This window comes from Rhizobium sp. YAF28 (assembly GCF_052113285.1).
Taxonomy (GTDB): domain Bacteria; phylum Pseudomonadota; class Alphaproteobacteria; order Rhizobiales; family Rhizobiaceae; genus Rhizobium.
In genome coordinates, this window is sequence record NZ_JBFRCX010000011.1 from 46,342 (window position 1) to 65,442 (window position 19,101).

Here is a 19,101-nt window from a genome sequence, read left to right on the forward strand (position 1 = left end):
ACGACATATCAGGGAGGTAGGGACACGTAGATGTCGACCGCAAACGACAACGAAAACCTGGTCAACGTGCTCTGTATGAAGTGGGGGACGCTCTACGGCGCCGAATATGTCAACAATCTCTACCGCGGTGTCAAACGACACCTGAAGCGCCCGCATCGCTTTGTCTGCTTCACCGACAATACCGCCGGCCTCGACGAGGGTATAGAAACCTTCCCCCTGCCTGAGCTCGGCCTGCCGGCCGGCTCCAAGGATCGCCGCTGGCAGAAGCTTGCGCTCTTCCGCCGCGAGCTTGCCGATCTCAAGGGCATCGGCCTCTTCCTCGACCTCGATCTCGTCATCGTCGATGATCTGGAACCGCTCTTCCAGCATCCGGGAAAGTTCCTCATCATCCGTGATGACGATCTCTTCCGCGCCAAGCCGCTGCGCATAGTCAATCCCACCCGCGACAGGTTCCTGGGCTCGGTCGGCAATAGTTCGGTCTTCCGCTACGAAATCGGCGCCCACGCTTATATTCTGGATACCTATATCGCCGATCCGGTGGCGGCCATGTCCAAATACGAGATCTCCCAGCAGTTCCAGAGTGCGCAGCTCGCAGCGCATGGACATCTGCAATACTGGCCGCGCGAATGGTGCGTGAGCTTCAAGAATGCCTGTGTGCCCAGCCACATCAACAGTTTCTGGCGCGATCCCGAGCTGCCACCGGAGGCCAAGATCGTCGTCTTTGCCGGCAGTCCGAAAATGAGTGAAGTTTTTGAAGGCGGCGGCCAGAAATGGTATCGCCGCATCGGCAATACCGATTGGCTGAGCAAGGCCTGGCGCGGCTAAAGCATGTCGCGCAAAAGTGTGTAGCGGTTTTGCGGCAACGACATGCAAAAACAAGAGCCTAAAGCGTGGCAAGCGGATCTGGAAGATCGCGACACGCTTTAGATTACAGTTCGACGAGCCCGAGCTTCTTCACCTGGCGGATCGTCAGCATGGTGCGAACGGTATCGACATGCTCGTTGGCCGTCAGCACCTCGATGACGAAATCCTGGAAGCGTGTGAGGTTTTGGGCCACGCAATGCAGCAGGAAATCGCTGTCGCCGGAAACCATCCAGGCCTGGCGCACCAGCGGCCATTCGGTGGTGGCAGCGGCAAAGGCCTTCAGATTGGCTTCGGACTGATGTTTGAGGCCGACCATGCAGAAGGCGACGAGATCGAGCCCGAGCTTCGGGCTGTTCAGCATCGCGTGATAGCCTTCGATGACACCCGCCTCTTCGAGCTTGCGCACCCGGCGCAGGCAGGGCGGCGCTGAAATTCCCACCCGGTCGGCAAGTTCCACATTGGTCATGCGGCCGTCGGCCTGCAGTTCCCGCAATATCTTTATGTCGATAACGTCAAGTTCAGCGCGAACCACGCTTAGGCCTTTCTTTAATTCCCCGCGGGCAGCTTCTATATAAAGCGACGGAATACGCAAGAAAGTTTCAGTCAGATGACGGAATCTTGCACAGCGCCTGCATTTGCCTTGTTGGTAATGCAAGGCTGCCCTTGAATAAAAGCATTGGTCGTTCATAAATGGCGCAGGGATCGCGAAACGGCCTTATTCGCCTCTTAGCCGCCGCATCCTGCAAGTCGAAAGGAAATTCCATGTCTGCCCGCCATACCAAGGTGCTCATTATCGGTTCCGGACCTGCCGGCTATACGGCAGCGGTCTATGCCGCGCGCGCCATGCTGAAGCCGGTTTTGATCGCCGGTCTGGAACAGGGCGGCCAGCTCATGATCACCACCGATGTCGAGAACTATCCGGGCTTTGCCGATCCTATCCAGGGGCCCTGGCTGATGGACCAGATGCTGCAGCAGGCGCAGCATGTCGGCGCCGAGATCGTCAACGACCTCGTGACCGAAGTCGACCTCAACCAGCGTCCCTTCGTCGCCCGCACCGATAGCGGCCAAGTCTGGACTGCCGATACGCTTGTTATTGCGACCGGCGCCAAGGCCAAGTGGCTCGGCATCGAAAGCGAGCAGCATTTCCAGGGCTTTGGCGTGTCTGCCTGCGCCACCTGCGATGGCTTTTTCTACCGCAACAAGGATGTGATCGTGGTCGGCGGCGGCAACAGCGCCGTCGAAGAAGCGCTCTATCTGTCGAACATCGCGAAGTCGGTCACCGTCGTGCACCGCCGCGACAGCTTCCGTGCAGAAAAAATCCTGCAGGAACGTCTCTTCTCCAAGGAGAACGTCAAGATTCTCTGGAATACCGAAGTCGCCGAGATCACGGGCACGCCGGCAAAGCCCCCAATGCCGCCGTCCGTTTCCGGTGCTCGCCTGCGCGACACCCGCACCGGCGCCATCACCGATGTCGTCGTTGACGGCGTCTTCGTGGCGATCGGTCACGCGCCGGCAACCGAACTTTTCAAGGGCAAGCTGAAGCTGAAGGACAGTGGCTATCTCTGGACCGCACCGGATTCGACTGCGACCAGCCTGGAGGGAGTCTATGCCGCAGGCGACGTGACGGACGATACGTTCCGCCAGGCGGTCACCGCCGCAGGCATGGGATGCATGGCCGCCCTCGAGGCAGAACGTTATCTGACGGGCCACATGCCCGTTGCCGTAGCAGCGGAGTAACAGTGGCATGAGGGGTGGGGGAATGCCATTGGACTGGGACAAGCTGCGTATTTTCCACGCAGCTGCCGAAGCCGGATCGTTTACGCATGCGGCTGACAAGCTGCATCTGTCCCAGTCGGCCATAAGCCGTCAGGTCAGCGCGCTCGAGCAGGATGTGGGCACCAAGCTCTTCCACCGCCACGCACGCGGCCTGATCCTGACCGAACAGGGCGAACTGCTTTACCGCACCGCCCATGATGTGCTGCTGAAGCTCGAAACCGTGAAGATGCAACTGACCGAGACGACGGAAACGCCGTCCGGCAAGCTGCGCGTCACCACGACAGTCGGCCTCGGCCAGGGATGGCTGACCGACAAGATCCAGGAATTCCTGCAGCTCTATCCCGATGTGCAGATCCAGCTCATCCTCGACAACGAGGAAGTGGATGTGAACATGCGCCATGCCGATTGCGCTATCCGCCTTCGCCAGCCGCAGCAGTCGGACCTCATCCAGCGTAAGCTCTTCACCGTGCATATGCACGTCTATGCGGCCCCCTCCTACATCAACCGCCACGGCGAGCCGCAGACGATCGAGGATCTCGACAATCACCGCATCATCACTTTCGGGGAGCCTGCGCCGAACTACCTGCTCGACGTCAACTGGCTGGAAATCGCCGGTCGCTCGTCGGACAACAAGCGCATTCCGCATCTGCAGATCAACAGCCAGACCTCGATCAAGCGGGCCTGCCTGCTCGGCATCGGCATCGCCTGCCTGCCGGATTATATCGTCGGTCGCGACCCCGGTCTGATCCAGCTGGCAATCAATGCCGACGTCCCCTCCTTCGATACCTATTTCTGCTATCCGGACGAGATCAAGAACGCCGCCAAGCTGAAAGCCTTCCGCGATTTCATCGTCAGCAAGGCCCGCAACTGGAACTTCTGATTTCCATTTTTATGGAACGAATTTCAAATCATGCAACCCACGCATGACTGACATGCACAAAAAAGGGTTGTTGTTTGCTCATTAAAGCACCATATCGCACATAGCTGATGCACACGGTGGCTTTTCCTCCCAGTTCCACCGCATTAGCTGTTCCCCTCTGGAGGTTTTTGACCTTCACACTTATAAGGGCCCTGGTTTTCCGGTGGCCCTCTTTTTTTGCCCGAATTTTTGTCGGTAGATACCGCAATGCGGAAAAATTTGTGCAGTGCATAGCAGACATGCACAAAAATGTATTGAAAGCTGCACAAAGAACCACCATATCGCTCATAGCTGATGCATTTGGTGGCTTCTCTCCCAGTGCCACCGCGTTGGCTGTTCCCCTCTGGAGGTTTTTGACCTTCACACTTAAAAGGGCCCTGGTTTTCCGGTGGCCCTCTTTTTTTGCTTAAAACTTAAGCAAGCCGGAAAAACCGTCAGCTCACGCCTCCGTGATTTGCATATCGAAAATCACCGATCCATATATCGGGAAAATCCGATTTATACTTCGATGAACGACGATGGACAAAGACGAGATTCTCAAGGCATTGGCCAACCCTGCCCGGATGGACATCCTCAACTGGTTGAAGAATCCGGAAGAGCACTTCCCGACGCAGGAACACCCGTTTGAAATGGGCGTCTGCGCCAGCCAGTTCGAACGCTGCGGCCTTTCCCAATCCACAGTTTCCGCCCATCTCGGCACGCTTCACCGCGCCGGCCTCGTCACCAGCAAGCGCGTCGGCCAGTGGATCTTCTACAAGCGTAACGAAGAAACGATCGCTGCCTTCCTCCAGCAGCTAACGCAGGATCTTTAATCATGCCCCTTGCCCTGCTCGTTCTTGCCTTGAGCTCATTTGCGATAGGCACCACCGAATTCGTCATCATGGGCCTTCTGCCCGAAGTCGCAGCCGACCTCTCTGTCACGATCCCTGAGGCCGGCTGGCTGGTTACGGGTTATGCGCTGGCCGTCGCGCTCGGTGCCCCCATCATGGCGGTCTCGACCGCCAAGCTGAAGCGCCGCTCGGCACTCATCATGCTGATGGCCTTCTTCATTGCCGGCAACCTGCTCTGCGCCATCGCTCCGAATTATTGGGTGCTGATGGTGGCACGCATCGTCACCGCCCTCTGCCACGGCGCCTTCTTCGGCATCGGCTCGGTCGTCGCCGCCAATCTCGTCAGCGAAGACCGCAAGGCACGCGCCGTCGCCTTGATGTTTACCGGCCTGACGCTCGCAAACGTGCTCGGCGTGCCGCTCGGCACCGCCATCGGCCAGGCCTTCGGCTGGCGCTCCACCTTCTGGGTCGTTACCGCCATCGGCATCGTCACCATTGCCGGCCTGATCGCCATCCTGCCCAGGGATAAGCAGGAAGAGCAGAGCAGCATTCTGCGTGAGATCGCCGCCTTGCGGAAGGGCCGCCTCTGGATGGCGCTCTCGGTTACCGTCTTCTTCTCGGCCTCGATGTTCACGCTCTTCACCTACATCGCTCCGCTGCTGCGCGACGTGACGGGCATCTCGCCGGAAGGCGTCACCTGGACCCTGTTCCTGATCGGCGTCGGCCTGACGGTCGGAAACCTGATCGGCGGCAAGCTCGCCGACTGGCGCCTCGGCACAGCCCTTGCCGCCATCTTCGCGGCGATCGCACTGACTTCAGCGATCTTCTTCTATACGAGCCGCTTCTTCATCCCCGCCGAGATTACCCTCTTCCTGTGGGCCGCCGCCACTTTCGCCGCGGTTCCCGCCCTGCAGGTCGGCGTCGTCGGTTTCGGCAAGGAGGCCCCGAACCTGGTCTCGACTATCAATATCGGCGCCTTCAACACCGGCAATGCCCTTGGCGCCTGGGTCGGCGGCATGGTCATCGATGCCGGCCTCGATCTCAATCGCGTTCCCCTCGCCGCAGCCGCCATGGCCCTGATCGGCCTTGCCGCCACTGTTCTCACCTATCTCTCCGGCCGGGCGCAGACTGCCCCCGCTGCTGCCGAGTGATCCCCCAAGCAGAAAGGACCTTCCATGGCCAAGCTTTTCCAGCCGACTCAGATCGGCGATATCGCGCTCAAGAACCATATCGTCATGGCGCCGCTCACGCGTAACCGTTCTCCGGGCGCAGTCCCGAACGACCTCAACGTCGAATATTATCGCCAGCGCGCCACGGCCGGCCTCATCATCACGGAAGCGACCGCCATCACGCATCAGGGCCAGGGCTATGCCAACGTTCCCGGCCTTTATAGCAAGGAAGCCGTTGATGGCTGGAAGCGCGTGACGGACGCGGTTCATGCCGAAGGCGGCAAGATCATCGTGCAGATGTGGCATGTCGGTCGCATCTCCCACACGACGCTGCAGCCGAACGGCGGCAAGCCGGTGTCCTCGACCAACCGTATCGCCAAGGCAAAGACCTATCTGGTCAACGCTGACGGTAGCGGCGCCTTTGCCGATACGTCCGAGCCCCGCGCGCTCGAAGCCTCCGAAATTCCGGGCATCATCGAGGATTATCGCAAGGCTGCCCGCGCTGCGATCGATGCCGGCTTCGACGGTGTCGAAATCCACGGCGCCAACGGCTATCTGCTCGACCAGTTCATGCGCGACGGCGTCAACGACCGCACCGACGAATATGGCGGCTCGATCGAAAACCGCACGCGGTTCACCTTCCAGGTGGTCGAGGCCGTAACCAAGGAAATCGGCGCTCGCCGTACCGCAATCCGCATTTCGCCGGTCACGCCGTCGGGTGAGTCCTACGATTCCAATCCGCAGGCGCTCTTCACGCATGTCGTTGAAGGTCTCGCCAAGTACGACCTTACCTATATCCATGTCGTAGAAGGCCAGACCGGCGGCGACCGCGATTATCGCCAGGGCGACAACCCGTCTTTCAATTACAAGGCGCTGCGCGCCGCCTATGAGAAGGCTGGTGGCAAGGCTGCCTGGATGGTCAACAATGGCTATATCAGAGATATGGCGATCGAAGCCGTCGAAAACGGCACGGCCGATCTCGTCGCCTTCGGCAAGCCTTTCATCTCCAATCCCGATCTCGTCGAACGGCTGGAAAAGAACCTGCCACTCAACCCGCCGGACCAGTCTACCTTCTACGGCGGCAGCGCAAAGGGCTATGTCGATTATCCGGCCCTGGAAAAGGTCGCCTGATCGTCTTGGACAAACAGAAATCCCGCCATCCGGCGGGGTTTCCATTTCAGGCCATTGCCGCTAGCTTGCGCCGATGTTCTCTCCCTATCTCGAACGCTGGTCGCTGACTGCTGACGGCGAACCCATCATCACCCATTCAAGCCACCTCCTGCCGGTCATCTGGCAAAACAAGCCGGCCATGCTGAAAGTCGCGACCCACAGCAGCGAACGCGAAGGCGCGCTGTTGATGAAGTGGTGGGACGGCGATGGCGCTGCCCGTGTCTATGCCCAGGAAGATGATGCAGTTCTGCTGGAGCGCGCGACGGATAAACGCTCGCTGCTGAACATGGCAATGAATGGCGAGGACGACGAGGCAAGCCGCATCATGGTGCGCACGGCGGCAAAGCTGCACGCGCCCCGCCCTACTCCTCTCCATGACTCCACACCGCTAAAGCGCTGGTTCCGCGATCTGGAGCCGGCCGCCCTCACCCATGGCGCCACCTTTGCCGACTGCTGGAAAACGGCGAGCGCTTTGCTGGCCGAGCCACAGCAGTTCAGCATTCTTCACGGCGACATTCACCACCGCAATATCCTCGACTTCGGCGAACGGGGCTGGCTGGCGATCGATCCCAAGCGTCTCTGGGGCGAACGCGGCTTCGACTTTGCCAATATTTTCGCCAATGAAGACCTGCCGACGATAACGGACCCCGCTCGTCTGAAGCGTCAGCTTGCGATCGTCTCCAAGGAGGCCAATATCGAGCCGACCCGCCTGCTGAAATGGATAGCCGCCTATTCCGGTCTTTCCGCCGCCTGGTTCCTCGAAGATGATGACCACGTGTCGGCAGAAAAGCCTCTGACTGTCGCCCGCATCGCGCTCGCCGAACTGGCTTAACCCGCCTTCCCGACATGAGAGAGAGGTGCCGCGGTCGTTGCTCCATGCGGCTCTGGTAGGGAGCCCTGTGCAATGAGCGAGGCCCACACTGCCTCGTCTATCGGCGTGTGCGGCTCGGTTCCGAGTTCGGCGACCAGCTTGTCGTTCCTCATGCGCAGCGTCACCTTCCAGAGGTAGCGCATCTCCTTCAGTTCATGCATGACCGTCATGAAGGGAGCGAGCAACGGCACGATGAACCAGGGGAAACGACCGATCTTGGCCGCACCGCCGGCAACACGCCGGACCGCCTCCGCCATTTGCCGGCCATCGCCATCCCAGAAGCCGTTCATGTGATAGCAGGCGAAAGCCGGAAGGCGCTCGGCACGCTCGACGAGCTGCACCATCGTCTCGGCTACATCGGGCAGATAGGCCCATTGGTGACCGATGCCCGGCCTAGCCGGATTCTTGATCGTACCAACAGGTTTGCCCGGCGTGGCAAAAGCAGCGGAGAACCAGCTATTGCTGGTAGCGCCCGGCCCGAAGAAGTCGCCGGCGCGGACGATGATGACGCCAGTGCCGGTCTCGGAAGCAGCCTTCAGGCGCTTCTCCATCTCGACGCGGATCTTGCCCTTCTTCGTCACCGGGTGCTGCGGACTATCCTCCGTCACAACAGGAAACGCATCCGGCCCGAAATTGTAGACGGTGCCTGGCAGCACGATGCGGGCGCCGACGGCACGAGCTGCGGCAATCGTATTATCCAGCATCGGCAGAACCAGCTTCTCCCAGTCGCGATAACCGGGCGGATTGACCGCATGCACGATCAGGCTTGCGCCTTCGGCAGCCTTGCGCACGTCCGCCAGATTCATCGCGTCCCCCTGTATCCAGTCGAAACCCTGCCCGCTCGCGGATGCTTTCGCGGCGTTGCGGTTGAGCGCTCTGACCTTCCAGCCGCGTGACTGCAGCTTGCGGGCGACCGCACTGCCGACGCCGCCGGTGGCGCCGAGAACCAGCGCCAGTTTCTTGTCCTGATATTCGCTGCTCATGATCGTCTCCTTGTTCGATGAGACGACTATGCCTTCAACCCGAGATAAACAAAATTGACGAAATAAGTTCCGCTGCTATACATAATTATATGGGCACCGAACCAAGCTGGGATTTCTATCGCTCCTTCCTCACCGTGCTGCGCCAGGGGTCGCTCTCGGCCGCCGCCCGTGAGCTCGGCCTGACGCAGCCGACAATCGGCCGCCATATCGCCGCGCTCGAGGAGGCTGTCGGTGCAGAGCTTTTTATCCGCTCTTCGAATGGCCTGCTGCCGACCGATGTGGCGCTCGACCTCCAGCCCTATGCCGAAACATTGGCAACGACGGCCGCCGCCTTCCTGCGCACAGCATCCAGCAAGCGCGACAAAGTGGAAGGCACCGTGCGCATCAGCGCCAGCGAGGTCATCGGCGTCGAAGTGCTGCCGCCGATCATCGCCGATCTGCAGGAAGCCTATCCGGGCTTGCAGGTGGAGCTTTCGGCATCGGATGCGCTGGAAGATCTCATGAACCGGGAGGCGGATATTGCTGTGCGCATGGCCGAACCGCAGCAGGATGCACTTCTGGTGCGGCGCATCGGCGATATCCCGCTCGGTTTTCACGCGCATCGCCGCTATTTGGAACGCCACGGCACACCGCAAACCCTCGCCGAGCTTGCCGGTCATCGCATCATCGGCTTCGACAGGCAGACAGCCTATATCCGCATGATGCGAAAGCTCTACCCGGCCGTGGATGAACTCACCGCCACCTTCCGAACCAGCAATCATCTGGCGCACTACACGGCCATTCGCGCCGGTGTGGGAATCGGCATCTGTCAGACCGGGCTGGGCCGTCCCAATTCCGATCTCGTTCACATTCTGGCAGATGAATTCGAAATCCAGCTCGGCACATGGGTCGCCATGCACGAAAGCCTCAAGACCTCGCCCCGCTGCCGTGTCGCCTTCGACGCGCTGGTCAAGGGTCTGCTGAATTATATCAAGTCATGCAGGGAAACGCGCGCCTGACGACGCGCTGAAGGATTTCAGAAAATCAACCGGATCAGGGCTCCGGGGAAACCTCGGGCGAACGGCCTTTGGTAAAGCCGTCCACGACCTCGGTCTCGGGACGATCGCCACCTTCGGCATATTCTTCGTGCCACTTGCCCTGCGCATCCTGCCAGCTGATCTCGGCGGAATCGCCGCCAACCTGCTGCTCGGCCGCAACGATACGGGCTGCTTCGAGCGCTTCGGAGTGGCTCGGAAATGCCTCGGAATAGACGTCTCCAAGCTTGTAGGCCCAGCCGCCGTCATGCGGTACGACTTCGTAGACCACCTTGACCATGCATGTGTCTCCTCTTCTTCTCGTTGCGCATCCGTAGGCTCCCGGATCATGTCCGGTTCAGCGCGGGCCGCTTGAGAAGATTTCCAGGACGCCGCGATCTGGGTTCCGGCTGCCGTATGAAAAGCAGTATTTCATTAATCGTCACAGACTGCAAATTTCATCAGTGGGGAGTCTGCTTGCATAGAAAAATCACCGGCTTAGATTCCCCGAGGGAATCAAAATCGGCGCTGGTGGTAGAAATGGCATTGCATCTTAAGGAAGAAAAATTCCTGATCGTGGCGGTCATTGTCGCGGTCATCACCTACTTGCTGGAACATTCGGTCACGGAGGCCGGCCGGGGCATGGCGCTTTTCGCCGCCGCCGCGCTGATTGCAACCATCGTGCTCGCCTCCATGCGCGTCGCCCATCACGCGGAACTGCTGGCCGTCAAGGTTGGCGACCCCTACGGCACGATGATCCTGACGCTCTCGGCAGTCGCTGTCGAAGTCATCATCCTTGGCATCATGATGAGCGGCGAGGAAACGTCGCCGACGCTCGTGCGCGACACGATCTATTCGGCTCTCATGCTCGATATCAACGGCATCCTCGGCCTTGCCGCCCTGCTCGGCGGACTGAAACATGGCGAGCAGCCCTATAACGACAATTCCGGAAAGACCTATGGTGTGATGATCCTGACCGCCATGGGCATCTCGATGATCGTTCCGGAATTCGTGCCCGGCGACAAGTGGCACTATTATTCCGGCTTCACCATCATCGCCATGATCGCGCTCTACGGCCTTTTCCTGCGCATGCAGGTCGGCCAGCACAGCTACTTCTTCTCCTACAGCTATCCGCGTTCGGAACGGCAGAAGGAACATCCCGAGGAACATGACGGAGAGGGATCGGTCGCGACCTCGATCACCATCATCCTTATCGGCGTGGTCATCATCGGCGCGCTTGCCGAATTCATGTCAGGCTTCATGAGCGAAGGCCTGCGCGATACCGGCGCTCCTGTTGCCGTGACTGCCATCGTGGTTGCCGCCATCTCCGCCGCACCGGAAATTTTGACGGCCTTGAGGGCGGCGCTCCGCAACCGTATGCAGGCAACCGTCAACATCGCCATGGGCGCGTCTCTCTCGACGGTCATCCTCACGGTACCGGTCATGGAAGCGATCGCGCTCTATACCGGCCAGCCCTTCATCATGGCCATGTCGCCGGTCCAGACCGTCATGGTGGCGATTACCCTGATTGCCGCCGCCATCAACCTCAATGACGGCGAGACGAATGCCATCGAAGGCATGACCCATTTCATCCTCTTCGCCACCTTCATCATGCTGACGGCGATCGGACTTTGAATCTGAAATCAGCGGCTTAACGCGACAATCGGAATCATTTTCGCAGCGCGTTCAATTAGAAGGTCAGGACAAACAAAAAGCCCGCCATCCCTGGCGGGCTTTTTTAATGCGGCTGATAGCCGATGATTACTTGCAGGCGCCGCAGAAGCGCTGGATGCGGCGGCACGCTTCTTCCAGAAGCTCCTCCGAGGTCGCATAGGAGATGCGGAAGTTCGGGCCGAGGCCAAAGGCCGAGCCGTGAACGACGGCAACGCCTTCCGATTCCAGGAGTTCGGAAACGAAATCCTCGTCCGTCTCGATGACTTTGCCGGACGGGGCTGTCTTGCCGATGAGCCCGGCGCAGGACGGATAGACGTAGAAGGCGCCTTCCGGCACCGGGCAGACGATGCCCTTGGCCTGGTTCAGCATGGAAACAACGAGATCACGGCGGCCTTCGAAGATCTTCTTGTTCTCTGGGATGAAGTCCTGCGTGCCGTTCAGCGCTTCGACAGCCGCCCACTGGGCGATCGAGGTCGCACCCGATGTCTGCTGCCCCTGGATCATGTCCATAGCCTTGATCAGCTGGATCGGGCCTGCCGCATAACCAATACGCCAACCGGTCATCGCATAGGCCTTGGAGACGCCGTTCATCGTCAGCGTGCGGTCGTAGAGCTTCGGCTCGACTTCGACGGGCGTGACGAATTTGAAGTCACCATAGGTCAGGTGCTCGTACATGTCGTCCGTCAGCACCCAGACATGCGGATGCTTCATCAGCACGTCTGTCAGCGCCTTCAGCTCGTCATGCGTATAGGCAGCGCCCGTCGGGTTGGACGGCGAATTGAAGATGAACCACTTGGTCTTCGGCGTGATCGCCTTTTCGAGATCGGCGGGCTGGAGCTTGAAATTATGCTCCTGGGTGGCCGAAACGAAAATCGGTGTGCCGCCGCAGAGCGCCACCATCTCGGGATAGGACACCCAGTAAGGCGCGGGGATCACGACTTCATCGCCGGGGTTCAGCGTCGCCATGAAGGCGTTGAACAGGATCTGCTTGCCGCCGGTGCCGACGATCGTCTGCTCCCAGGAATATTCCAGACCGTTCTCGCGCTTGAATTTGGCGGCAATCGCCTTACGCAGTTCGGGGATACCGGACACCGGCGTGTATTTCGTCTCGCCGCGATTGATCGCGTCGATGGCGGCTTTCTTGATATTCTCCGGCGTATCGAAATCGGGCTCGCCTGCGCCGAGGCCGATGACGTCGCGTCCTTTGGCTTTCAGCTCGCGCGCTTTCTGAGAAACGGCGATGGTGGCTGAAGGCTTCACGCGGGAAAGGGCATCGGCAAGGAAAGCCATGATATCGGTCCTACAAGGTTGAAACGGGCAGAAGGCCGGGACCGGAGTTCTGCGCTAAGCTCTATGTCCAATGTGTGACATCATTTCAAGCGCAAAGGCGTGATGGCGGCAATGATTCTTATTGATCGATTGCCGCACCTGCCTCTGGAATTTTGAACCGAGGTTCGAAGAGACGCCGCAAGGGGTGGATCCAGGCTCACAGGAAGTTGAATCAGTTTCTGAAGTCGGCCCTGTTTTATTCCTTAAAATCAAGGTTATCGCCCGTTTACCATTTGCCACGAATAAGCCGCAACAAATGCCGCGGCATGCCGCAATTCGGTCGTGAGAGCGCCGAGATCAAACCGCTACTCTATCACCATCCGACATTGGTTATTGAGGGTATGCCATGTTTCTGGAAGACGAGCACGCAGCGGGACGTCTGCGCGCAAGCCGGGTTTCTCTGTCGCTGATGGTGGCGGTCATCGCGTTTGCAAGCTGTGTCGTCGCGGCGTTCGGCCTCTTTTCAGTCGCCGAAGCAGGACCGGCCATGGCTTCCAGTTCGCTCCACGCTTCCTATGCCGACCAGAAGATTGCCGATGGCGTAGCAGTGCTTTTCGCCGCGTTGGTCGCCGCAAACGGGCTCGCCATCTGGCTGCGTCGCATTAAGGGCCTTGTCATCTGGGGAGGCGGGCGCGATGCCCGCTAAGCCGCAGCGTTCCAGCTGGACCGAGGAAGCGGACACGTTCGAGCCGCTGCCGACCTACATGGAGCTGGCAATGGCCGCCGCGTCTGCCCACGAGGCACCGCCTGCACCGCCAAGACCCCGTCTTCCCGGGCTTTCGATCGTCGAGAAACTGGTCGCCGTCGGTATCGTTTGCCTTACCTTCTACGGCATGGCGCTGATCGGCTGCGGACTTTTCCTGAAAGCTGAAGCAAAGCGCACCGGCTACTACATCACACAGCGGATAATGAGCGCGGAATTGCAACAGGCCGATTTCGATACCCGTTTCCCTCCCCGCGTAATCAACTGACCTGCTCTCATTCAATCCGAGAACACAAAACCGTTATGGAGCGCCGACTACGGTTGAAGCGCACCATGCCCCGCGCCACCTTCCCCTTAAACTGACGACGGGGGATTATGATGGACGCCATTTCGACTTTCCGTTTCGCCGCGCTGCTGGCAGGAGCCGCTGCTTTTGCAAGTCCAGCTCTTGCCCAGATCGGGGACATCGTCAGGACGCAGGAAGTTTCGGTTCGTGTCGAGAAACTCGCCGAAGGGCTGGAGCACCCCTGGGCAGTCGAGGTCCTGCCTGATGGCGGCTATATCGTCACGGAGCGGCCGGGGCGGCTGCGCATCATCCGCGACGGCAAGGTTTCCGATCCGATCGATGGCGTGCCAAAGGTGAGCGCCCGCGGCCAGGGCGGCTTGATGGATGTCGCGCTTGCCCCGGATTTCGCCACCAGCCGAAAGCTCTACCTGACCGCCGCAACTGCCAGCGACCGAGGCTCCGGCACCGAGGCTTTCAGCGCCACACTATCCTCAGATGAAAAGAGCCTCAAAAACGTCACGCCCATTTTCACCATGCGGCACTTTACCCGCGGGAACATCCAGTACGGCTCACGCATCGCGATCGCCCCCGACGGCTCACTGTTCATCAGCGTCGGCGATCGCGGTGACCGCAACCGCTCGCAGGACTGGAAGGATGACGCCGGCTCCATTGTCCATCTCAACGCCGATGGCAGCATTCCCGCCGACAATCCCTTCAAGAATAGCAGCAAAGCCCTGCCAGAGATCTGGTCCAAGGGCCATCGCAATCCGCAGGGCATCACCTTCGACAGTGCCGACGGCAAGCTCTACACCGTCGAGCATGGCGCACGCGGCGGCGACGAGATCAACAATCCCGAACCCGGCAAGAATTACGGCTGGCCCATCATCACCTATGGCCGCGACTATTCCGGCGCCAAGATCGGCGAAGGCACCGCCAAGGAGGGCCTGGAGCAGCCCCTGCACTATTGGGATCCGTCGATCGCCCCGGGCGCTCTCGTGGTCTATCGCGGCAAGATGTTTCCGGAATGGAACGGCAATTTCATCGTCGCCGCCCTGAAGTTCCAGTTGCTGTCGCGCATGCAGCGGGATGCGAGCGGCGCCTTCACCGCCGAGGAGCGCATGTTCGAAGGCGATTACGGCCGCATCCGCGATGTGATCGTGGCCCCCGATGGGGCATTGCTGATGGTGACCGATGAGAATGACGGCGAATTGCTTCGGGTTTCCCGCGCCCCAGACCGTGCCGGCTAAAGCGAGTTCCGCAATTCCTTGCGGATCATGAATTTCAGCCCTGACCATGTTTCGTTGACGGCGCAGACCTTGACGTCGACGAGGCCTGTCGGCAGCAAAATCTCGCGCAACGCGTCCTCCGTGATGCTGGTCGCCACCTTCGAGCTCTTCTTCGGCCAGGATATCCAGACCATGCCATCGGGCCTGATCACACGGAATAACGCCGCCGCCATCTCTTCCAACGCCACACGATGTGTTTCGAAGACGTGGATATAATCGAATTGCCGATCGGGGGCCTTTGGAAAGACTCGTTCGACCGTAGCGAAACCCTCGAACCGGCTGATCTCGGCCAACCCATCGGGAACATTGATGAGCAAGGCCGTCTGTCCCGGTTTGAGCCCCAGCTTCCTTGCGAGCGGCGTGCCGGAATATCCTGCCGTCATTGGCGCTTCCACACGAGCGGCCATGTTGCCGGACCGCCATCGGCCCTTGCATCGCACCCTTCCTTGATGCGCACTTCCTCGAGAACAAGGAAATCCGTGTTCTCAGGCTCTGCGACGCGCCACGCATAATAGCTGCCGCAATCGCCCATGCCACGCCCCTTCACGAAGGAAGTGAAACGCCTCTCCATCGCATCGTAGCGGATGTTGAAACCCGTATCGCCTGTCGTTTCTGAAAACTTCAGCGGAAAGACCGTTCGAGAAATCTGGCTGCCCTGACCGCCATAGATCGCGGAAGGCATGTTGTAGGCACCGGCCGGGCCGCAGGGCACGATGATCAGCCTCATCCCCTTCTCCTGAGTGACTTCGAAGGCGTCGCCATAGGCAAGGCGCCGCTCTTCGATATGGCAGTTGCCATCATCAGGCTCGATATCCGCCCGCACGGACTCCGGCAGATCGGCAAAGAGCGAAATCAGACGGACGGACGAGGAAGCCTCGGCTGAAGCGCTCTCAAGCCCCGCCAGAACGACTGCTGTCGCGACGGCAATCAGTTGCCCCCTCATCTGCATGTCCTCCGAACCATATGGGGAATCCTCATCCTTGCCGAAAAGAAATGCAACTGCTAACCCGCTGAGCATAGCTCCCAGACGCTTCCCCAACATCGAGGGTGAAAATGACGCGCATTCAGGCGAACCTCCTTCTATTGCTTGCAGCCGCCATCTGGGGCGGAGGCTTCGTCGCCCAGTCGACGGCAATGAAGGCGATCGGTCCCTTCTGGTTCATCGGCCTGCGCTTCGCCATCGCTGCACTTGCCACCCTGCCGTTCACGCTCTTCGAAGCCCGCAGGGCAAAGATCGCAACCAGCCGCAGACATCTCGGTCTCTATCTTTTGATCGGACTGGCGCTCTTCGGCGGCGCGTCGACACAGCAGGTCGGCCTGCAGACGACGACCGTCACCAATTCCAGCTTCATCACCGGCCTCTATGTGATCTTCGTGCCGCTGATTGCCGTCTTCTTCCTGCGCCGCTCGCCGCACTGGATCATCTGGCCAGGCGCCATCATGGCCGTGTCAGGCATTTACCTGCTCTCCGGCGGCCAACTCTCGGCCCTTACGATCGGCGACCTGCTGACCGTCGTCTGTGCCATCTTCTGGTCGGTCCAGATCACGCTTGCCGGAACGACGGTTGGGGAAACGGGTCGGCCACTTGCCCTGTCCAGCGCCCAGTTTGCGGTCACGGCAGTCTGCGCGCTCATCATCGCGGCCATTTTCGAACCGATCAGCCTGTCAGATATCCGCGCGGCAGCACCCGAAATCCTCTATGTCGGCATCTTCTCCTCGGGCGTCGCCTTCGTGCTGCAGGTCGTCGCCCAGCGCTACACCACGCCGTCACAGGCGGCGATCTTCCTCTCCGCCGAAGCACTGTTCGGCGCCTCGCTCGCCGCACTTCTTTTGGGCGAGAGCATGCCGCCGCTCGGCTATGTCGGTTGTGCGCTGATGTTTATCGCTATGCTTGTAGTCGAGCTCGTGCCCGAAATGACCCGTCGACGCTCGCAAACGGCCTGAACACGCGTCCATTTGTGGGGCGTTTAGTGCCAATTGAAATTTTTTTTAAGCAGGTGTTAAGACGCGCTAGCGTTGCATTTTTGGTAAAATCTGCCCGGAACTTATATTGCAGACGATATAAAACGTTAATCATTTGCTCCCGACGGAGGATTTTTTGCGTTTTTGCGAAAACAGGTCATTTTTGCGGGTGTGTTCTTAGGGACACGTTAAAAAACTTTTGCTTGCCAAAATCCTTCAAACGCAGCACTCTTCGCGCGTTCGGGCATTTTGCGAGCATGGGAAGTCCTTAAGAATTTGCGAGCCGGAAACGCTAATATTCCGGTCAGCCGGTCCCAAAAAACAGCAGGCGTTAAGTCCTGTCTGGAACCGGCGGAGGTAGAGGGGACCTTTTTCTCACATTTCAAGATTGCCTGCCAGCGTCTTCGCAAGAAGGCAATAGCGTAATGCTGCCCGTGTGGATGGCGGGCGGAGACAAAAGGACCTGAGGCATGGCCGAGACTGGCACTGTAAAATTCTTCAATACCGACAAGGGCTTCGGCTTTATCAAGCCGGACAAAGGTGGCGCCGATATCTTCGTTCACATTTCTGCCGTTCAGGCTTCCGGTCTGGCCGGTCTGACGGAAAACCAGAAAGTAAGCTTCGACACGGAGCCGGATCGCCGCGGCAAGGGCCCGAAGGCCGTCAATCTGCAGATTTCAGGCTGAACCCTCGCATAGGCGTGGAATTCGAGTTGAAGCCCGGCAGCGGATGCCGGGTTTTGTCGTTCAGCCTTCGTTCAGCATGACGCCGCTAGTTTCAGAACCATTGAGAAGGGACCGCTTCCGGTTCCCGATACCGGGATTTTACGCCATGAACAGGCTTGCAAAGACCATTCTTCTGACCGCAACCGCTGCCGCCTTCACGCTCTCGGCCATCGGCGAAGCCTCTGCAGGCGATCGCTACTGGCGTCATGGCCACGACCACGGCAACGATGCGCTGGTCGGTGGTGCTGTCGGCCTTGCCACTGGCCTGATCGTCGGCTCTGCCATCGCCAATGCCAATAATGGCCCGGTCTATGAAGAGCGCCGCTACATCGACCCGCCGGTCTATGAGCCGGAATATGCTCCGCCGCCGGTTTACCGCGCGCGTCCGGTCTACTCCGAACCGGTCTATTCCGAGCCGGCCTACGGCCGCCCCGTCTATGGTCGCCCAGTCAGCGCCATGGAACCCTGGAGTGCTCAATGGCAGCGCTATTGCTCTTATCGCTACCGCAGCTTCGATCCGCAGAGCGGCACCTATGTCGGCAATGACGGTCGCGAACACTTCTGCGTCGCAAGCTGATAGGCTGAAGATATTCTGACGAAAAGCGCCGCCACAGTGCGGCGCTTTTCTTTTGTCCACACCTCAGCCGGCCTTCTTCTCCCAGGGCATAGGCTTGGCACCTCCGTCCTGTTCAAAATCGGTCGACTGGCTGACGACTCGCCAAGTGCGATCGGCTTCCATTCGCGCAGCATCCGCCTTCTCCACGGCCGCGGCCGCGTCGCTGCCGAGCAGCAGGCGTAGCGGCGGTGTATCGAGCGAGGCAATGTGCAGGACCACGGCGGCCGCCTTGGCCGGATCGCCGGGTTGGCGGCCATTATAGTTGCGTTGGTAATCTGCCATGGCACCAACCGTTTCAGCGTATTCCGGGCGACCTTCATAAATCGCCGTCGACGAGCCAGCGAAATCCGTGCGGAAGCCCCCAGGCTCGATCACCGTTACCCTGATGCCGAGCGGCCCAACCTCCTTGGAGAGCACTTCGGAAAAGCCCTCGACACCCCATTTTGCCGCCGCATAGGGTGCACGCCCGACAGGACCGATCCTGCCACCGACGGAGGAGAACTGGATGATGTGCCCTGCCCCCTGCCCGCGCATGACCGGGATCGCCGCCTTGGTCATGATGATTGTGCCGAAGAGATTGGTCTCGATCTGCGCCCGGAAATCCGCAAGGCTCGTATCCTCAATCGGCGCGACATTGCCGTAACCGGCATTGTTGACCAGCACATCGAGCCGGCCGAATGTTTCGACCGCGGTTTTCACCGCAGCTTCCGCCGCCGCCTCATCAGTCACATTGAGCGGCAACGTGAAAACGCGGGGACCATACGCTTCGACGAGATCGGCAAGCTGGTCGGGATCACGCGCCGTCGCGACCAGCTTGTCGCCGGCCTCGAGCACGGCGTCAGCGAGCGCACGCCCGAGACCGCGCGAACTTCCTGTAATCAACCAAACCTTCGACATGGGAAACCTCCTTTTCGGTTCCCGCTCC

At 59.7% G+C, this 19,101-nt stretch carries 22 protein-coding genes; 15 read left to right on the forward strand and 7 right to left on the reverse strand.

From position 1 onward, the window contains the following. Positions 1-30: 30 nt before the first annotated feature. A complete protein-coding gene (locus AB4Z13_RS23990) occupies positions 31-825 on the forward strand; it encodes a hypothetical protein (RefSeq protein ID WP_442206963.1) in 795 nt (264 codons plus the stop codon). Positions 826-928: 103 nt separating this feature from the next. Here AB4Z13_RS23990 and AB4Z13_RS23995 read toward each other — a convergent pair whose 3' ends face one another. Further along, positions 929-1,396, reverse strand: coding sequence for an Lrp/AsnC family transcriptional regulator (locus AB4Z13_RS23995; RefSeq protein WP_007824299.1), 468 nt, complete (start codon positions 1,394-1,396; stop codon positions 929-931). A gap of 230 nt (positions 1,397-1,626) precedes the next feature. Here AB4Z13_RS23995 and trxB point away from each other — a divergent pair, with 230 nt between their 5' ends. The 6 genes from trxB to AB4Z13_RS24025 all read left to right on the forward strand — a co-directional run bounded on the left by trxB (position 1,627) and on the right by AB4Z13_RS24025 (position 7,560). Next, positions 1,627-2,601 carry a thioredoxin-disulfide reductase gene (gene trxB, locus AB4Z13_RS24000; RefSeq protein ID WP_113325115.1) on the forward strand — a complete coding sequence of 325 codons (975 nt, stop codon included), beginning with the start codon at positions 1,627-1,629 and terminating at the stop codon, positions 2,599-2,601. Between the two features lie 22 nt (positions 2,602-2,623). Further along, complete coding sequence (locus AB4Z13_RS24005) at positions 2,624-3,520, forward strand: LysR family transcriptional regulator VtlR (RefSeq protein ID WP_112543602.1); 897 nt, start codon at positions 2,624-2,626, stop codon at positions 3,518-3,520. Positions 3,521-4,077: 557 nt separating this feature from the next. Further along, entirely contained in the window at positions 4,078-4,371 is a 294-nt protein-coding gene (locus AB4Z13_RS24010) for an ArsR/SmtB family transcription factor (RefSeq protein WP_113325116.1), read from the forward strand. A gap of 2 nt (positions 4,372-4,373) precedes the next feature. Continuing rightward, a complete protein-coding gene (locus AB4Z13_RS24015) occupies positions 4,374-5,540 on the forward strand; it encodes an MFS transporter (RefSeq protein WP_113325117.1) in 1,167 nt (388 codons plus the stop codon). Between the two features lie 24 nt (positions 5,541-5,564). Beyond that, positions 5,565-6,689 (forward strand): alkene reductase, encoded by a 1,125-nt coding sequence (locus AB4Z13_RS24020; protein ID WP_113325118.1) that lies wholly within the window; start codon positions 5,565-5,567, stop codon positions 6,687-6,689. 73 nt (positions 6,690-6,762) lie between these two features. After that, complete coding sequence (locus AB4Z13_RS24025) at positions 6,763-7,560, forward strand: aminoglycoside phosphotransferase family protein (protein WP_113325119.1); 798 nt, start codon at positions 6,763-6,765, stop codon at positions 7,558-7,560. Here AB4Z13_RS24025 and AB4Z13_RS24030 read toward each other — a convergent pair. Beyond that, on the reverse strand, positions 7,557-8,582 hold the full coding sequence (locus AB4Z13_RS24030; protein ID WP_442206964.1) for an NAD-dependent epimerase/dehydratase family protein: 1,026 nt from the start codon (positions 8,580-8,582) through the stop codon (positions 7,557-7,559). The two genes, AB4Z13_RS24025 and AB4Z13_RS24030, sit on opposite strands and share 4 nt — an antisense overlap. An 89-nt stretch (positions 8,583-8,671) precedes the next feature. Between AB4Z13_RS24030 and AB4Z13_RS24035 the strand changes: the two genes are divergently transcribed. Continuing rightward, positions 8,672-9,580 (forward strand): LysR family transcriptional regulator, encoded by a 909-nt coding sequence (locus AB4Z13_RS24035; RefSeq protein ID WP_442206965.1) that lies wholly within the window; start codon positions 8,672-8,674, stop codon positions 9,578-9,580. A gap of 34 nt (positions 9,581-9,614) precedes the next feature. Here the strand turns inward: AB4Z13_RS24035 and AB4Z13_RS24040 are convergent, their stop codons facing one another. Continuing rightward, positions 9,615-9,896 carry a DUF2188 domain-containing protein gene (locus AB4Z13_RS24040; RefSeq protein WP_007824317.1) on the reverse strand — a complete coding sequence of 94 codons (282 nt, stop codon included), beginning with the start codon at positions 9,894-9,896 and terminating at the stop codon, positions 9,615-9,617. Positions 9,897-10,135: 239 nt separating this feature from the next. Here AB4Z13_RS24040 and AB4Z13_RS24045 point away from each other — a divergent pair, with 239 nt between their 5' ends. Next, positions 10,136-11,230, forward strand: coding sequence for a calcium:proton antiporter (locus AB4Z13_RS24045; RefSeq protein WP_113322082.1), 1,095 nt, complete (start codon positions 10,136-10,138; stop codon positions 11,228-11,230). Between the two features lie 126 nt (positions 11,231-11,356). Here AB4Z13_RS24045 and AB4Z13_RS24050 read toward each other — a convergent pair whose 3' ends face one another. After that, positions 11,357-12,559, reverse strand: coding sequence for a pyridoxal phosphate-dependent aminotransferase (locus AB4Z13_RS24050; RefSeq protein ID WP_113322081.1), 1,203 nt, complete (start codon positions 12,557-12,559; stop codon positions 11,357-11,359). Between the two features lie 385 nt (positions 12,560-12,944). On the opposite strand from AB4Z13_RS24050, the gene AB4Z13_RS24055 reads away from it, so the two are divergent. The 3 genes from AB4Z13_RS24055 (at position 12,945) to AB4Z13_RS24065 (ending at position 14,834) form a co-directional block, all read left to right on the forward strand. Then, entirely contained in the window at positions 12,945-13,244 is a 300-nt protein-coding gene (locus AB4Z13_RS24055; protein ID WP_442206966.1) for a hypothetical protein, read from the forward strand. Continuing rightward, complete coding sequence (locus AB4Z13_RS24060; protein ID WP_442206967.1) at positions 13,234-13,569, forward strand: sortase; 336 nt, start codon at positions 13,234-13,236, stop codon at positions 13,567-13,569. The genes AB4Z13_RS24055 and AB4Z13_RS24060 overlap by 11 nt, the downstream gene beginning before the upstream one ends. A 110-nt stretch (positions 13,570-13,679) precedes the next feature. Beyond that, on the forward strand, positions 13,680-14,834 hold the full coding sequence (locus AB4Z13_RS24065) for a PQQ-dependent sugar dehydrogenase (protein WP_442207054.1): 1,155 nt from the start codon (positions 13,680-13,682) through the stop codon (positions 14,832-14,834). Here the strand turns inward: AB4Z13_RS24065 and AB4Z13_RS24070 are convergent. Continuing rightward, positions 14,831-15,280 (reverse strand): hypothetical protein, encoded by a 450-nt coding sequence (locus tag AB4Z13_RS24070; protein ID WP_442206968.1) that lies wholly within the window; start codon positions 15,278-15,280, stop codon positions 14,831-14,833. The two genes, AB4Z13_RS24065 and AB4Z13_RS24070, sit on opposite strands and share 4 nt — an antisense overlap. Continuing rightward, positions 15,253-15,816, reverse strand: coding sequence for a DUF1176 domain-containing protein (locus AB4Z13_RS24075; protein ID WP_442206969.1), 564 nt, complete (start codon positions 15,814-15,816; stop codon positions 15,253-15,255). The genes AB4Z13_RS24070 and AB4Z13_RS24075 overlap by 28 nt, the downstream gene beginning before the upstream one ends. Before the next feature lie 110 nt (positions 15,817-15,926). On the opposite strand from AB4Z13_RS24075, the gene AB4Z13_RS24080 reads away from it, so the two are divergent. The 3 genes from AB4Z13_RS24080 to AB4Z13_RS24090 all read left to right on the forward strand — a co-directional run bounded on the left by AB4Z13_RS24080 (position 15,927) and on the right by AB4Z13_RS24090 (position 18,137). Then, positions 15,927-16,817, forward strand: a complete 891-nt coding sequence (locus AB4Z13_RS24080; RefSeq protein WP_439016035.1) for a DMT family transporter — start codon at positions 15,927-15,929, stop codon at positions 16,815-16,817. A 488-nt stretch (positions 16,818-17,305) separates the two neighbouring features. Continuing rightward, on the forward strand, positions 17,306-17,521 hold the full coding sequence (locus AB4Z13_RS24085) for a cold-shock protein (RefSeq protein ID WP_007824341.1): 216 nt from the start codon (positions 17,306-17,308) through the stop codon (positions 17,519-17,521). A 145-nt stretch (positions 17,522-17,666) separates the two neighbouring features. Then, entirely contained in the window at positions 17,667-18,137 is a 471-nt protein-coding gene (locus tag AB4Z13_RS24090; RefSeq protein ID WP_442206970.1) for a BA14K family protein, read from the forward strand. Positions 18,138-18,200: 63 nt separating this feature from the next. Here the strand turns inward: AB4Z13_RS24090 and AB4Z13_RS24095 are convergent, their stop codons facing one another. Then, positions 18,201-19,073: an oxidoreductase gene (locus tag AB4Z13_RS24095; RefSeq protein WP_442206971.1), complete on the reverse strand. Its 873-nt coding sequence runs from the start codon at positions 19,071-19,073 to the stop codon at positions 18,201-18,203. Between the last annotated feature and the right edge of the window lie 28 nt (positions 19,074-19,101).

Bases quoted from the DNA above. Each gene is read 5' to 3' on its own strand.
- AB4Z13_RS24065 (WP_442207054.1), top strand. From the start codon at position 13,680: ATGGACGCCATTTCGACTTTCCGTTTCGCCGCGCTGCTGGCAGGAGCC.
- AB4Z13_RS24095 (WP_442206971.1), bottom strand. From the start codon at position 19,073: ATGTCGAAGGTTTGGTTGATTACAGGAAGTTCGCGCGGTCTCGGGCGT.
- AB4Z13_RS24075 (WP_442206969.1), bottom strand. From the start codon at position 15,816: ATGAGGGGGCAACTGATTGCCGTCGCGACAGCAGTCGTTCTGGCGGGG.
- AB4Z13_RS24040 (WP_007824317.1), bottom strand. From the start codon at position 9,896: ATGGTCAAGGTGGTCTACGAAGTCGTACCGCATGACGGCGGCTGGGCC.
- AB4Z13_RS24030 (WP_442206964.1), bottom strand. From the start codon at position 8,582: ATGAGCAGCGAATATCAGGACAAGAAACTGGCGCTGGTTCTCGGCGCC.
- trxB (WP_113325115.1), top strand. From the start codon at position 1,627: ATGTCTGCCCGCCATACCAAGGTGCTCATTATCGGTTCCGGACCTGCC.
- AB4Z13_RS24085 (WP_007824341.1), top strand. From the start codon at position 17,306: ATGGCCGAGACTGGCACTGTAAAATTCTTCAATACCGACAAGGGCTTC.
- AB4Z13_RS24005 (WP_112543602.1), top strand. From the start codon at position 2,624: ATGCCATTGGACTGGGACAAGCTGCGTATTTTCCACGCAGCTGCCGAA.
- AB4Z13_RS24060 (WP_442206967.1), top strand. From the start codon at position 13,234: ATGCCCGCTAAGCCGCAGCGTTCCAGCTGGACCGAGGAAGCGGACACG.
- AB4Z13_RS24090 (WP_442206970.1), top strand. From the start codon at position 17,667: ATGAACAGGCTTGCAAAGACCATTCTTCTGACCGCAACCGCTGCCGCC.
- AB4Z13_RS24050 (WP_113322081.1), bottom strand. From the start codon at position 12,559: ATGGCTTTCCTTGCCGATGCCCTTTCCCGCGTGAAGCCTTCAGCCACC.
- AB4Z13_RS24020 (WP_113325118.1), top strand. From the start codon at position 5,565: ATGGCCAAGCTTTTCCAGCCGACTCAGATCGGCGATATCGCGCTCAAG.
- AB4Z13_RS24035 (WP_442206965.1), top strand. From the start codon at position 8,672: ATGGGCACCGAACCAAGCTGGGATTTCTATCGCTCCTTCCTCACCGTG.
- AB4Z13_RS24070 (WP_442206968.1), bottom strand. From the start codon at position 15,280: ATGGCCGCTCGTGTGGAAGCGCCAATGACGGCAGGATATTCCGGCACG.
- AB4Z13_RS24055 (WP_442206966.1), top strand. From the start codon at position 12,945: ATGTTTCTGGAAGACGAGCACGCAGCGGGACGTCTGCGCGCAAGCCGG.
- AB4Z13_RS24025 (WP_113325119.1), top strand. From the start codon at position 6,763: ATGTTCTCTCCCTATCTCGAACGCTGGTCGCTGACTGCTGACGGCGAA.
- AB4Z13_RS24015 (WP_113325117.1), top strand. From the start codon at position 4,374: ATGCCCCTTGCCCTGCTCGTTCTTGCCTTGAGCTCATTTGCGATAGGC.
- AB4Z13_RS23990 (WP_442206963.1), top strand. From the start codon at position 31: ATGTCGACCGCAAACGACAACGAAAACCTGGTCAACGTGCTCTGTATG.
- AB4Z13_RS24080 (WP_439016035.1), top strand. From the start codon at position 15,927: ATGACGCGCATTCAGGCGAACCTCCTTCTATTGCTTGCAGCCGCCATC.
- AB4Z13_RS24045 (WP_113322082.1), top strand. From the start codon at position 10,136: ATGGCATTGCATCTTAAGGAAGAAAAATTCCTGATCGTGGCGGTCATT.
- AB4Z13_RS24010 (WP_113325116.1), top strand. From the start codon at position 4,078: ATGGACAAAGACGAGATTCTCAAGGCATTGGCCAACCCTGCCCGGATG.